Genomic DNA, 13,033 nt, shown 5'->3' on the forward strand with positions numbered 1-13,033 from the left:
CGGCCCCAGCTAAGTTCACGGCGACTGTTGTGAACCAAGGGGAGCGTGCATGCGCAAGTCACTCACAGGACTTCTCTCGCTCGCGGTGCTCATAGGCACCGCCGGGGCGACGGGGGCCTCGGCCGGTGCGGCCACCGCCGCGGAACCGGCCGCGAAGCGGAGCGGCGTGGCGGCCGTGGCCGGCGAGACGGGCAACGAGGACATCAAGGACCGCATCCTGGCCATCCCGGGAATGCGTCTCATCGAGGAGAAGCCGTACGCCGGGTACCGCTACTTCGTCCTGGAATACACCCAGCCGGTCGACCACCGGCGCCCGTCCAAGGGCACGTTCCAGCAGCGTCTCACCGTGCTGCACAAGGACGTCTCCCGCCCGACGGTCTTCTCCACCAGCGGCTACAACGTCTCGACCAACCCCAGCCGCAGCGAGCCGACGCAGATCATCGACGGCAACCAGGTCTCGATGGAGTACCGCTTCTTCACGCCGTCCCGCCCGGACCCGGCCGACTGGTCCAAGCTGGACATCTGGCAGGCGGCGAGCGACCAGCACCGGATCTTCACGGCGCTGAAGAAGATCTACGGCAAGAAGTGGCTGGCCACCGGCGGCTCCAAGGGCGGCATGACCGCCACGTACTTCGAGCGCTTCTACCCCAGGGACATGGACGGAGTCGTCGCCTATGTCGCGCCCAACGACGTGGTCGACAAGGAGGACTCGGCCTACGACCGGTTCTTCCGCGAGGTCGGCACCAAGGAGTGCCGCGACAAGCTGGCCGGGGTGCAGCGCGAGGCGCTGGTCCGCCGTGCCCCGCTGGTGGAGAAGTACCGGGAGCAGGCCGCCGCCAACGGCTGGACCTTCTCCACCATCGGTTCCCTGGACCGCGCCTACGAGGCCACGGTCCTGGACTACGTGTTCGCCTTCTGGCAGTACAGCCTGCTCGCCGACTGCGCGGACATCCCGGCCGACGCCAAGAAGGCCACGGACGAGGACATCTGGAACTCCGTCGACGGCATCGTCGGCTTCTCCGGCTACGCGGACCAGGGCCTGGAGGCGTACACCCCGTACTACTACCAGGCGGGCACCCAGCTCGGTTCGCCGGACATCAAGCAGCCCTGGCTCGGCAACCTGAGCCGCTACGGCTACCAGCCGCCGCGCAACTTCGTGCCCCGCTCCATCCCCATGACGTTCGACAAGGGCGCGATGCGGGACATCGACAGGTGGGTCCGGCACAACGCCCGGCAGATGATGTACGTCAACGGCGAGAACGACCCGTGGAGCGCGGAGCCCTTCCGCCTCGGGTACGGGGCGAGGGACAGCTACGTCCACACCGTCCCCGGCGGCAACCACGGTGCCCGGGTCTCCGGTCTGCCCGAGGCCCAGCGGGCCAAGGCCACCGCCGCGATCCTGCGGTGGGCGGGCGTCGCCCCGGCGGCCGTGGAGAAGGACCCGGCGAAGGCCGAGCCGCTGGCGAAGTTCGACCAGAGGCTGGACCGCCGCAACGGTGAGATCGAACGCGACGAGGCGACGCTGCGCCGCTGAGACCGCCAGGGCCCGACGGCCACGGCGAACTCGGGCCCCCGCCGCGCTCGCCCGCCGGTCGCCGTCACGGTGACCGGCGGGCACAGCCCACCGGCAGGTCCCCGCGCAGGGAGACGAACAGGTCCGTGGTGCCGGGGCACTGGTCCCGCCGCTGCACCGCAGACTCCACCCGGTAGCGCGGGGCCCGGCCGCCCGCGTCGTCGCAGGGGGTCTCCCGGACCTCGCCCGCGCGGGAGGCGGTGACGCAGTCCCCGACCACGGTCAGCGGGCCGCCGCCCTGCCCCGGGTCGCCCGGGTGCGGCGGTTCCAGGTTGCGCATGCAGGCGTAGCCGGTGGTGAGCCGGGAGCGGGCCCCGTCGCCCGTCTCGGAGACGTGCAGGAGGAAGTCGGTGCCGCCGGGGCAGAGCGGGCCGGAGTCCGGGCGGCCGAGGTGCCGGGCCACCACCCGGGCCGCGGCCTTCTCGCTCCGGCAGGACACCTCCCGGATCACCGGCCCCCGCGAACTGCAGTCGCCGGGCCCGAGGAACACCACTCCGTACGGTGAGGGGGCGGTGGAGGCGGGCGCGGGACCGTGGTCGTCGGTGCCGGAGCCGTCGGCCACCCGGCAGCCCGTCAGCAGCAGCGCGGCCGCCGCCAGGGCGGGCAGGAGGACGGCTGTCAGGACCGGCGTCAGGACCGGCGGCAGCGGACGCCGGAGCCCCGGGGACGTGTGCTCAGCCATGAAGAAACCCCCGATGCGTCCGTCCAGACGTACACCTGGCGTGGCCCGCCGGAGCGGGGCCACGCCAGGTGCGGGGGTGTATTGCGCCGTCGGCCGGACGCCGGGGTGGGGCGGGCGGCGTAGGGCTAGTACGACAGTCCGTGGCCCACCGGGTACAGCACCTGCGTCGGGTCGTCCGCGCGTGGCACCGGCACGGGCAGGGTGCCCTCCGGGGCGGCGCGGCCCGCGATGACCCGGGCCGCGGCGCGGAGCTCCACGTCGGTCCAGGAGTACGTGGCCAGGGAGGCGGCGGTCCCGGTGCCGGTGAGGTGGGCGATGTCGTACGGGTTGCGGATCGCGACGGTGATGACCGGAACGCCGGTCGCCACCAGGGCCGTGACGAGGTCGCGCTGGGAGCTGCCCGCCGTGACGTTGTACGTCGCCACGATCACCGCGTCCTTGCCGCGCGCGGCGGCCACGGCCTCGTCGGTCTTCGCTCGGTCCGGGGCCGTCCCGGTGGACAACGCCCTGGCGTTGAAGCCGAGTTCACCGAAGGCGTGGGCCAGGGTGCCGGTCGGCGGCCCGGTCGTCCCGGAGGGGGACGCGGGGTCGGCGCCCACCACGAGCAGGTTCCGGTGGGAGCGGCGGGAGAGCGGCAGCAGGGAGCCGGGGTCGGCGAGCAGGGTGGTGGTGCGCTCGGCGATCCGGTCGGCGGCGGCCCGGTGGGGGCGGATGCCGACCGTGCGGTCCACGCCCCGGTCGCTGACGAACGGGTCGCGGAAAAGGCCCAGTTCGTGCTTGAGCCGCAGGGTGCGCAGGATCGACTCCTCGATCCGCGCCTCGCTGATCTCGCCGCCGCGGACCGCGTCCAGCACCGCGTTCCAGGCGACGGGGAGGTTCGGCGGGTTGAGCAGCTGGTCCACACCCGCGAGCAGGGCGAGCACCGGGACGCGGGCGTCGCCGTACTTCATGCGCACCGCCTCCATGCCCAGCGAGTCGGTGACGACGACCCCGTCGAAGCCCAGCTCCTCACGGAGGATCCCGGTCAGGATCGGCCGGGAGAGCGTGGCCGGGACCTCGGCCGGGTCGAGCGCGGGGACCACGATGTGCGCGGTCATCACCGAGTCGACCCGGGCCCGGATCGCGGCCCGGAACGGCGGGGCGTCCAGCTCCTCCCACTGCTCGCGGGTGTGGTTGATGACGGGCAGTCCGGTGTGGCTGTCGGTGTTGGTGTCCCCGTGCCCGGGGAAGTGCTTGACGGTCGCCGCGATCCCGGCGCCCTGATAGCCCTTCACCTGCTCGATGACCAGGCCCGCCACCGCGTCGGGGTCGGAGCCGAAGGACCGTACGCCGATGACCGGGTTGGCCGGGTTGACGTTCACGTCGGCTTCGGGGGCGTAGTTCTGGTTGATGCCGAGGGCGGCGAGCTCGGTGCCCGCGATCCGGGCGGCTTGGCGGGTGTCGGAGCGCGAACCGCCCGCGCCCAGGGCCATCGCGCCGGGCAGCAGGGTGGCGGGTTCGCCGACCCGGCAGACGATGCCGTGCTCCTGGTCGGTGGAGACGATCAGGGGGATGCGGTGCCGCTCGGCGAGGGCGGCGCGCTGGAGCCCGTTGGAGAGACCGGCGATCTGGTGCGGGTCGCGGGTGTTGCGCGCCCAGCCGAAGTAGATGATCCCGCCGAGGTGGTAGGTGGCGATCAGCTCGGCGCCGTCGCGGACCCCGAGCTCCTTGAGGTTCGCGTCGATGTCGGCCTGGTCCAGGCCGGTGGCCGAGGGCCCGTACACCCGTGACACGAAGAGCTGGCCGACCTTCTCCTCCAGGCTCATCCCGGCGATGATCCGCCGCAGCCTCCGGTCGGTGGAAGCGTTCGTGGGGTGCGCGGCCGCGGCGCCGGGGGCGGTGAGGACGCCGGTGGCGGCGGCCGCGGTGGCGGCGGCGGTGGCGGTGAGCAGGGTGCGTCTGGAGGTGGGGTGGGGCACGTGAGCTCCTTCCCGAGAGTGAAAGAAACTTCCAAGAAAATACGCTTATAGGGAAAGTAACTTCCGGTCAAGGGAGCGTGCCGTGAACGTGCCCCCGCGTACGCGAACGGCGCACGCGGTCGGCATATGCGGCTGGAGCCCGATGAGGTGACGGCCGGTCAGCGGGCCGGGCGCCGGGCTACTGCTTCGGCGCGAGGAGACTCAGCAGGTGGTCCCGGCCGGCGTCCAGCAGACCCGGCAGCTCCGCCGCCCCCGGGTGCCAGCGCTTCTCGTACTCCCAGCACACCCACGTCCGCGGCTCCGCCCCGTCCAGGCAGGCCGCCAGCGGAAGCACCCCGGCCCCGAGAGGCAACGGGGTGAGGTCCTCCGCCGAGGCGACGTCCTTCACCTGGACATACCCCAGGTGCGGGGCCAGCACGGCCTGGCTGGCGGCGGGCTCCTCCCCGGCGAGCCACGTGTGCAGCACGTCCCAGATCGCCCCGACCCGGGGGTGCCCGACCGTCGCCACGACCCGGGCGGTGTCCACGCCCGCGCGGTGCGAGTCATGGGTCTCCAGCAGGATGCTGACGCCCGCGTCGGCGGCGGACGGCGCGGCGGCCCCCAGCCTGCGCGCGGCGGTCGCGTCGGCCTCCTCCGGGTCCTGGTCACCGCCGCCGGGGAAGACGCGGACGTACGGCGCGCCCAGGTCCCGGGCCAGCTTCACCAGCTCGGTCAGCTCGGCGTGGACCGGCTCGTCGTCCCCCTCGGCCGCCACCCGCACGTACCCCGCGAGGGCCAGGATCTCCACCCCGGCGGCCTGGAACGCCTCGACGACGTCGGCGCGTTCGAGGGCGGAGAGCTTGAGGTGTACCGGCTCCTCGGGGTGGACGCGCAGTTCCACCCCCTGGTAGCCGTGTGCGGCGGCGAGCCGGGCGACCTCGGTGACCGGTGTGCCCGGGAGCCCGAGGGTGGAGAAAGCGAGCTTCATCGTGCCTGTCCTTCCTGGAGAGCGACGCCCTGGCGGCCGACGCGCCGCGGTGTCCGCGCACGGGGCCTCTCCGGCGTTCGCCCCGCTCCTGCCCGCCCGGCCGGGGGCTACTCCCGTACGGGAACCCGGCGCGGCGGCCCGGACCGGGGCCCGTGCCGTCGGCTCAGCCCACGCCGCGCAGCACCCGCTCCAGGCTGCCGAGCAGCCGCAGCGCGTCCTCCCGCTGCGCCCCCTCCAGCGCCCCGTCCGGCCCCCGCCCGGCCGCCGCGCCGTGCTCCGCCGCCCGCACCCGCTCCGGGGTGAGCACCCGCAGGGCGGCGGCGGCCTGCCGGGCGAACATCGCCAGCAGATCCAGCTCCCGCAGGCCCGACCGGGCCTGCGGGGAGGGGTCCAGCACCTCCAGGACGCCGAGGATCCGGGCGTCGCTGATCAACGGCGCCGCCATCAGGGCGTTCGGCACGTAGGCGGTCGACTCCGCCAGCGAACGGTCGAAGGACGGGTCGGAGGTCAGGTCGTCCACCACCATCGGCTCCCCGGAGGTCGCCACCCAGCCGGCGATCCCCCGCCCGGCCGGGAACCGGCGGCCCACCAGGAACTCCTCGCCCTGCCCGGACACGGCCTGGAACACCAGCTCGTCCGCCTCCTCGTCGAGCAGGAAGACCGAGCTGGCCTCGGCCCCGAAGATGGCCCGCGCCACGTCGACCACCGACTGGAGCAGTTCACTGCGCGGCGCGTCGGCGACGGACGCGGCGGGGAAGGAGGGGGCGGGGGCGGGGGCGGAATCAGTTCTCGGAACCATCACGGACATCTCCTGCCGCTGTCGAAGGGCGCGGCGCGTGACGCACGTTGGCCGCGGACAGATAGAGGGCGTTCTTGAGCTGGAAGGCCGTCATCCGCGGATGCGCGGACAGCAGCCGGGCGCAGAGCCCGGCGACGTACGGCGTGGCGAAGCTGTTCCCCGTGGTGCGGATCGTCCGGCCGCCCAGCCACGGCACGGTCACGTTCTGGCCGGGGCCGAAGAACTCCACCGGGGGCTCGGGGTTGTAGAGGTGGAGCGCGGGATCGTCCTCCTGGTGGCTGCCCACCGAGATCACCGAGGCGAACCGCCACGGAAAGCTCTCCACCGGGGTGTTGTGCGCCGAGGCGACGATCGCGGTACGGGCGAAGTAGGCGCTGTCGGCCAGGCTGTGCAGCTCCTGCGCGAAGCGCGTACGGGTCGTGGACAGACTCAGGTTCACGATGTCGAAGCGCTGCTCGACGGCCCACCGCAGCCCGGCCATCAGGACGTCCCCGGTGCCGGAGAACCGCTCCCCGAGCACCCGCACGCTGTGGATCTCGCAGTCCGGCGCGGTCCGGCGGATGATGCCCGCGCACGCCGTGCCGTGTCCGCAGGTGTCGCCCGTGGTGGTCGGCTCGACCGTGATCCCGCCGCTCTCCTCGTCCTTGATCACCACCCAGGACCCGGACAGCGGGCCCACCAGCGGATGGTCCCGCTCCACGCCGGAGTCCACCACGCACACCCGGACCCCGCGCCCGGTGGCCTCCCCGGCGGGCCGCCCGCCCGGCGGCAGCCGGTCCGCCAGCACCGGCACGTCGTCGGGGCCCCGGCCGCGCAGAGACCAGGTCAGCCCCTGCCCCGGTGCGGTACGCGCCCCCGGGGGCGCCCCGCCCGTCACGCGGGGCCCGCTGCTCGCTTCCGCGGTCGTCATCGGTCAGCTCCGCTCTCTCGTCGTCGCGGCCGTGGTCAGGGGAGCGGACGCGGTCATCGCCGCGGGCGGGGGTGCCTTTACGGTCACGGCCGGGGGTACGGGTACGGCCCCGGGCACCGGCGGCCTGAGGAAGGCCGCCGTCCGCCGGGCCCCGGGCAGATGGCCCTTGCCCGTGAAGTGGGCCTCCGCCGACCGGGCGCAGCCCAGGGCCTCCACCCCCCGGCCCAGCGCGGCGAGCGTGTGCGCCCGGTCCAGCTCGGCCGTCGCCTGCACCAGCGGCGAGTCGGTGAGCAGGGAGGCCCGCACCGCCCGCGCCGCCTGCTCCAGCGCCACGGCGGGCCGGTCGGCCACCGTCAGCCGGGCCGTCAGTCCCGCCAGGTCCACCGCGTCCGCCCGGTTCAGCTCCGCCGGGTCGGCGACCTCCGCCGCCCACCGGGCCGCCCGGTCCGCCCGGCCCCGGTCCAGCTCCAGCCGGGCCGCGTCCAGCGCCACCGCCGTCCGCATCCCGGCCGCCCCGGTGCGCCGGGCCGCCGCGTCCGCCCGCGCCAGCAGGGCCAGGGCCTCCTCGGTCCGGCCGAGCAGCCCCGCCACCGTGGCCCGGAACACCGGCAGGAAGACCTCCGCCTCGGCGAACCCCAGCTTCCCGGCGAGCCGTTCGGCCTCGGCCAGGCACTCGAACGCCTCGTCGGGCCGGTCCTGGAGCGCGTACAGCACCGCCAGCGGGCAGTTGAGGGTGACCCGGACCGTGGGGCGGCCCGCGCCGTGCGCCGCCAGCAGCGTCCGGCAGCGGACCACGGCCGCGGGCGCCGGAACGGGGCCGCGCCACAGCGAGACGCCGATCGCCCCGAGCGCCCCGGCCCGCTCCGGTTCCGCACCGGCCACCACGGCCTGCTCCAGCGCCCTGGCCTGGTCCCGCTCCGCCTCCTCGTGCCGCCCGGACCGCTGGAACTGCTGGGCGAGCCGCAGATGGGCCCGCGCCCGGCCGGTCGCGTCCCCGGCCGCCTCGAACACCGGCAGTACGGCCCTGGCCACGGCCGCCGGGCCCGGCCCCGGGCCACCCGGATCGAGCACCGCGAGTGCCAGCCGGGCGTGCGCCGCCTCCACCGAGTCGCCGCCGAAGTCCCGTACATGGCGCAAAAGTTCGGCCCCTTCGGCGGTCCGGCCGAGGGCCACGCGCACCTCACCCAGCCGCCGCGTCGCCGCCGCGTGCCCGGGGACGGGACGGGAGTCGGGGCGGGACTCGCTGCCGGACCTGTGGTGGGAGCCGGAACCGAAGGCGGGGTCAGGCTCGCGGCCGGAGCCGGGCCCGGGATCGCTGCCGGTGTTCGGCGCGACCGGATGCCCGGCACCTCCCGCGTGGCCGGGCAGCGCCGGCTGCCCGGGAGCCGCCGGGCCGCCGGGCGGGCGGGAGGCCACCGGTGCCAGGCCCGCGGGCGGATGGGGCGCCGCCGGTCCCGGGTCCACGGGCACAGGCGTGGCCGCCCCTCCCGGACCCAGGGCCACCGCCCGTTCCAGCAGGTCGTGGGCCCAGTGCAGGTCGGACCGGGCGGCGGCCTGCGCCCCGGCCCGCCCCAGCGAGGCGGCCGCCCGGTCGCGGAGCCGCCGGGCCGTGTCGTCCAGCAGACCCAGCTCGGCGCGGTAGCGGAAGGCCCGCTCCAGATGGCCGCCGACCGCGCCGTCGCCGCTCCGCAGCACGCTGGGCAGCTCCGCCGCCCAGGCGTGCCGGTCCGCCTTGGCCCGCTTGGACAGCGAGGCGTACGCCACCTCGTGCACCAGGCCGCTGCTGAACCGGTACGCCGGTGCCTCCCGGCCCTCCGCCGGTCCCCTCTCCACCAGGCGGCGGCGGCCCAGCCCCGCCAGCGCCCCCTCCACCCGGGCCCGGTACTCCGCACCCGGCCCGGCCGCCTCGGCCAGCGGTCCGGGTCCGTGTCCCTCTCCGGCCCGTACGGACAGCTCCAGCCGGACCAGTTCCTCGGCGGTGAACTCGCGTCCGATCACCGCCGCCAGGTCCACCACCGAGCGCTCCGGCCGGGCCAGGGCCCCGATCCGGGCGCCCAGCAGAGCCTGGAGCGTAGGGGGCAACTCCTCGTCCGGGCCCACCCCTTCGGGGTGCCGTCCCGCCGGGGAGTCCGCTCGGCCGCCGACCAGAAGCTGTTCCAGATAGAGCGGGTTGCCCCCGGCCCGGGTCAGCAGCCGGTCGTCCACCCGCCCGGGGCGGCCGTCCTGCCCGGCCAGCCGGGCGGCCAGCAGCCGCGCCTCCTCCCGGGGAAGCCCGATGAGCTGGAACCGGCCCAGCCCATCGGTGCGTCGGCCGCCGGGGCTTCCGGCGCCGGTGTGTCGGCCGTCCGGCCGCCCCTCCCCAGGCTCCGTGCCCGCACCCCCGTCCGGTCCCTCGGGCCGCCCCGCGCAGAGCACCAGCACCCCCGGGCACCCAGAACCGTCGGTGAGCCGGCGCACGGTGCGGACCAGCAGCGGGGCCGCCAGGTGCCAGTCGTCCAGGACCAGGACCGCCGGGCGCTGCCGGGCGGCCCGGTCCAGGACCGTCGTCAGAGCCGCGCACATGTCCTCGAAGGAGGCGTTCGGCGCGCCGTCGCGCAGCAGGCCCCCGGAGAGCAGGGCCATCGCGTCGTCGTCGGCCGCCGTGGCGGGCGGGGGCGCGGACGCCAGCAGCGTACGGACCGCGTCGGCCAGGGGGGCGAGCGTGCCGTGGTCCCCGTAGGAGCGGCACCGTCCCGCCCCGTACGCGAGCGCCCCGGACGCGGACCGCCGCGTCAGCCACTCACGTACCAGCCGGGTCTTGCCGATGCCCGCCTCGCCGGTGACCCGCAGCAGGCCCGCGCCGTCGCCGCGCGCCGCACGTTCCAGGGCGGCGTCCAGGGCCCGCTGTTCGGTGCGGCGGCCGACGAAGGGGACGTCGAAGCGGCGCAGCAGCTCCGGGTCGTCGCCGCCCAGCGCCAGCAGCCGGTACGCCTCCACGCTGTCCCGCTTGCCCTTCAGCCGCAGCGGTCCGGTGGGCTCGGCCCGTACGGTCGGACCGGCGGCGAGCAGGGTCCCGGGGCCGATGAGGATCTCGCCGGGGCCCGCGTTCTGTTCCAGTCTGGCGGCGATGTTCACGGTCTCGCCGGACACCAGGGCCTGCCGGGCGGTCGTATCCGAACCGGCCACCACCTGACCGGTGTTGACCCCCACCCGGGTGGTCAGCTCGATGCCGAGGGTGGCGGTGAGCTGCTCGTTCAGCCGGGCCAGCGACCGGCGCATCCCGAGCGCCGCGGCCAGGGCCCGGCGGGCGTCGTCCTCCCGGACCACGGGCACCCCGAACACCGCCATCACGGCATCCCCGATGAACTTCTCCGGGGTGCCGCCCCGGGCGGTGATCTCCGCGCTCATCGCCTCGAAGTACCGCAGCGTCACCGTCCGCAGCGTCTCCGGGTCGAGCACCCCCGACAGCGCGGTGGACCCGACGAGGTCGCAGAAGAGCACGGTCACCGGCTTGCGTTCGTCACCCGCCGGTACGACGGGGGCCGGTGCGGCCGCCGCGGTCGCGCAGGGGGTGCCGCAGGACGAGCAGAACCGGGCCGTCGGCGGCAGATCCTGCTGGCACGAGAGGCAGTTCATGGCGGGTCCTTCTTTCCCGGGAGCCGTGCGGTCGAAGGGTGTCCAGCGGATACGGGCCGGGGCACCGGGGCGGGGTCTGCGGATGCAGGGGGCGGATGCGGAAACGGCTGGGAACGGGGAGTGCGGAAACGGCCGTGGAGTGCGGGCGCGCACGAGGGTGCGGGGCCGGTACGGGCCCGGTGCCCGCGGTGCGGCGGGTGCCGGGCCCCGGCCGACTCCGGGTCAGAACAGCGCGCCCCCGGCGATCTCGCCGTGCGCCTGCACCTCCGGCCCCACGGCGTCCAGCCGGCCCTTGACGTCGAGCAGCAGGTCCAGCTCCTGCGGGGTCAGCGCGCCCAGCACCTCGCGCTGCTCCTCGGTGAGCAGGTCCACCGGGAAGCCCGCCGCGTACAACACATCGTTCAGGGGCGGGCGTTCGTCGTTGCCGGGTGGTCCGGTCATGGTGTGACTCCCATCGGTGAGACAGGTCCGGCTCCCCGCGGCGACGGCGTCGCGGCGGAGCGCCCGAGCCGGACGAACAGCCGGGTGAGCGCGTCGAGGGAGTGCAGCGCACTGACCGCCACGGCCGCCTCCAGCTCCCGGGTGAGCGGCAGCCGGTCCAGCAGCGCGTACAGCTCGTCCAGGTGGTCCGTGTCGAGGACGGAGTGCTCCTGAACGGTCCGCAGAGCGGCGGCGGGCAGCCCGGTGCGCCGGGCGATGTGCCCGGTCAGGCCGGGGGAGGGGGCGTAGCCCTCCAGGACGGCGATGTAGCCGAGCAGGGCGACCGGGTGGTGGTGCTCGATCCAGTAGTGCTGGGCCCCCACCAGCGAGGCCACCAGGGGGGAGGGCTGCGGACCGAGCGCGTCACCGGCCGCCCCGCCCGCCGCCCGCAGATCCTCCAGCAGCCAGTCGTCGTGTCCTTCCTCCTCCTGGATGTGCTCCTCCAGGTAGGCGGCGAGCGGCGCGGCCAACGGGTCACCGGAGAAGGCCTGTTGCCGGACCCGGTCGCGGGCCAGCTCCATCAGGGGGACGGAGGCTCGGATGACGGCGTGCATGGTGCACAGGTAGCTCCGGTAGCGCGGCAACAGCCCCTCCGTGCGCCACATGTGGGCGGTGGCGGACCGGAACTCCGGTTCCAGCAGCAGCAGTTTGGTCCGCAGCCGGGACGCGGCGCCGGGAGCTCCGGACGCGTGCGGTGCTCCCGACACGTGTGGCGCTCCGGGTGCGTCCGGAGCTCCGGTGGCCTGCCGGGCGGGCGTCACCGGGCGTCCCGGACGTCGGTCTCCGGCAGCGGCGGACCACCCGCGACGACGAGCGGCGCGTACGAGGCGCAGCCGTGACGGCGTACGACGCCCTGGGCGCCGTCCCGGGAGCCGCGCAGCGCGGCCGCCAGGTCCAGCAGCTCCCCGGCCACCCCGCCCGCCACCGCACGGGCCCCCGCCGCCACCGCCTCGTCGTCGCCGAGCGCCCGGCAGCCCTCGCAGTAGGAGCCGGCGGCGGGCCCGGAGCCGTACCGGGCGGCCAGATGCGCGGGCCCCACCGCGCGGAGCATCCGCAGCACCGGGGACTCCAGCGCCCGGCGGCGCACCGTGCCCCAGTCGTCCTCCGCGATGTGCCCGAGGTCCAGATGAGCCGGGACCGGCCGCCGGTCGACGGTGTCCTGGTTGCAGCAGGCCAGCACCCGCCCGTCGAAGGCGACCACCGGCCAGGCGGCCATCGAGCAGGGCGAGGCCACGGCCGGGTCCGGGCCGGTACGCGCCGCCCGCGCCCAGGACGCGGCCCGGCCGAACGGCCGCACCTCGTTGACCAGGCACGGCACCGCACCGTCGAACTCCTCGGCCACGGCCGCGGTCAGGTCGGCGAGATACGGATCGCCGCCGCCGGTCCCGGTGAGGTGGAGGCTCACCGCCACCCCCTCCTCCCGGACGCGGTGGAGGACCCGGAAGACGTCCGCGCGGGGCACCTCGCGTTCGTGGTGGAGGTCGAGGGAGGCGGAGAAGTGGTCGACCGAGCGGATCGCGCGCAGGATCGCGGGCGGGATCGCCCCGGCCCTGCGGCCGCCCCGCCAACCCCCCTCGCCCCGTGCCGCCCGGCCCCCGGAACGGGCGAAGAACATCCCGCTGAGCAGGGCCGTACGGGACCCGGCGCGCCGGGCCAGCGTGCTCAGCCGCTCCGCGAGTCCGGGCAGCAGCAGCGGCTCGCCGCCGGTCAGCATGACCACGTCCGGCCGGTTCTCCTCGGTGAACGAGCCGACGAAACGCTCCAGTTGGCCGGGGTCGGGCTCCTCGCGGGTGAACAGGTCCGACCCGGTCGAGCAGTGCGCACAGCTCAGCGGGCAGCGCCGGGTGAGACCGAGCAGCAGCCCGGCGGCGGGGAAGGGCCGTCGTGCGACGAGTTCGGCGAGTTCCATGCGGGCCGCCTCCTTCGGGGCCGGGCGCGTCGGGTGCGTACCCAGGCTGCGGGGCGCCGGTTCGAGGACGGTCCGAGAACGCTTCGGCAGCGGTATGGGCGCAGCTCAGGACGGTCCCCCAGGGTCCCGGCCGACCCCGT

At 75.4% G+C, this 13,033-nt stretch carries 10 protein-coding genes; 1 reads left to right on the forward strand and 9 read right to left on the reverse strand.

Annotation, left to right across the window (positions count from 1 at the left end; genetic code table 11):
- Positions 1-49 precede the first annotated feature (49 nt).
- Positions 50-1,534, forward strand: coding sequence for a S28 family serine protease (locus ACIRRU_RS07895; RefSeq protein WP_403677580.1), 1,485 nt, complete (start codon positions 50-52; stop codon positions 1,532-1,534).
- 64 nt (positions 1,535-1,598) lie between these two features.
- Here the strand turns inward: ACIRRU_RS07895 and ACIRRU_RS07900 are convergent, their stop codons facing one another.
- The 9 genes from ACIRRU_RS07900 to ACIRRU_RS07940 all read right to left on the reverse strand — a co-directional run bounded on the left by ACIRRU_RS07900 (position 1,599) and on the right by ACIRRU_RS07940 (position 12,893).
- A complete protein-coding gene (locus tag ACIRRU_RS07900) occupies positions 1,599-2,255 on the reverse strand; it encodes a hypothetical protein (protein WP_403677583.1) in 657 nt (218 codons plus the stop codon).
- A 125-nt stretch (positions 2,256-2,380) separates the two neighbouring features.
- The gene (locus ACIRRU_RS07905) at positions 2,381-4,213 is read right to left on the reverse strand and encodes a glycoside hydrolase family 3 protein (protein WP_403677586.1); all 1,833 of its coding nucleotides are present in this window, start codon (positions 4,211-4,213) and stop codon (positions 2,381-2,383) included.
- A gap of 178 nt (positions 4,214-4,391) precedes the next feature.
- Complete coding sequence (locus ACIRRU_RS07910; RefSeq protein WP_403677589.1) at positions 4,392-5,180, reverse strand: sugar phosphate isomerase/epimerase family protein; 789 nt, start codon at positions 5,178-5,180, stop codon at positions 4,392-4,394.
- A gap of 163 nt (positions 5,181-5,343) precedes the next feature.
- The gene (locus tag ACIRRU_RS07915) at positions 5,344-5,979 is read right to left on the reverse strand and encodes a GAF domain-containing protein (protein ID WP_403677874.1); all 636 of its coding nucleotides are present in this window, start codon (positions 5,977-5,979) and stop codon (positions 5,344-5,346) included.
- Positions 5,963-6,889: a S8 family peptidase gene (locus tag ACIRRU_RS07920; RefSeq protein ID WP_403677592.1), complete on the reverse strand. Its 927-nt coding sequence runs from the start codon at positions 6,887-6,889 to the stop codon at positions 5,963-5,965. The genes ACIRRU_RS07915 and ACIRRU_RS07920 overlap by 17 nt, the downstream gene beginning before the upstream one ends.
- A gap of 3 nt (positions 6,890-6,892) precedes the next feature.
- Entirely contained in the window at positions 6,893-10,504 is a 3,612-nt protein-coding gene (locus ACIRRU_RS07925) for an AAA family ATPase (protein ID WP_403677595.1), read from the reverse strand.
- Between the two features lie 222 nt (positions 10,505-10,726).
- The gene (locus ACIRRU_RS07930; RefSeq protein WP_363199613.1) at positions 10,727-10,945 is read right to left on the reverse strand and encodes an aroma-sacti cluster domain-containing protein; all 219 of its coding nucleotides are present in this window, start codon (positions 10,943-10,945) and stop codon (positions 10,727-10,729) included.
- Positions 10,942-11,589, reverse strand: coding sequence for an iron-containing redox enzyme family protein (locus ACIRRU_RS07935; RefSeq protein ID WP_403677877.1), 648 nt, complete (start codon positions 11,587-11,589; stop codon positions 10,942-10,944). The genes ACIRRU_RS07930 and ACIRRU_RS07935 overlap by 4 nt, the downstream gene beginning before the upstream one ends.
- Positions 11,590-11,741: 152 nt before the next feature.
- Complete coding sequence (locus ACIRRU_RS07940) at positions 11,742-12,893, reverse strand: radical SAM protein (protein ID WP_403677598.1); 1,152 nt, start codon at positions 12,891-12,893, stop codon at positions 11,742-11,744.
- Between the last annotated feature and the right edge of the window lie 140 nt (positions 12,894-13,033).

Origin of the sequence: Streptomyces sp. NPDC101181 (assembly GCF_044767975.1) — a bacterium.
Taxonomy (GTDB): domain Bacteria; phylum Actinomycetota; class Actinomycetes; order Streptomycetales; family Streptomycetaceae; genus Streptomyces.

What these genes read in the sequence shown, in the direction of transcription:
- ACIRRU_RS07940 (WP_403677598.1), bottom strand. Translation starts at nt 12,893, where the DNA reads ATGGAACTCGCCGAACTCGTCGCACGACGGCCCTTCCCCGCCGCCGGG.
- ACIRRU_RS07915 (WP_403677874.1), bottom strand. Translation starts at nt 5,979, where the DNA reads ATGGTTCCGAGAACTGATTCCGCCCCCGCCCCCGCCCCCTCCTTCCCC.
- ACIRRU_RS07895 (WP_403677580.1), top strand. Translation starts at nt 50, where the DNA reads ATGCGCAAGTCACTCACAGGACTTCTCTCGCTCGCGGTGCTCATAGGC.
- ACIRRU_RS07935 (WP_403677877.1), bottom strand. Translation starts at nt 11,589, where the DNA reads ATGTGGCGCACGGAGGGGCTGTTGCCGCGCTACCGGAGCTACCTGTGC.
- ACIRRU_RS07920 (WP_403677592.1), bottom strand. Translation starts at nt 6,889, where the DNA reads ATGACGACCGCGGAAGCGAGCAGCGGGCCCCGCGTGACGGGCGGGGCG.
- ACIRRU_RS07910 (WP_403677589.1), bottom strand. Translation starts at nt 5,180, where the DNA reads ATGAAGCTCGCTTTCTCCACCCTCGGGCTCCCGGGCACACCGGTCACC.
- ACIRRU_RS07900 (WP_403677583.1), bottom strand. Translation starts at nt 2,255, where the DNA reads ATGGCTGAGCACACGTCCCCGGGGCTCCGGCGTCCGCTGCCGCCGGTC.
- ACIRRU_RS07930 (WP_363199613.1), bottom strand. Translation starts at nt 10,945, where the DNA reads ATGACCGGACCACCCGGCAACGACGAACGCCCGCCCCTGAACGATGTG.
- ACIRRU_RS07925 (WP_403677595.1), bottom strand. Translation starts at nt 10,504, where the DNA reads ATGAACTGCCTCTCGTGCCAGCAGGATCTGCCGCCGACGGCCCGGTTC.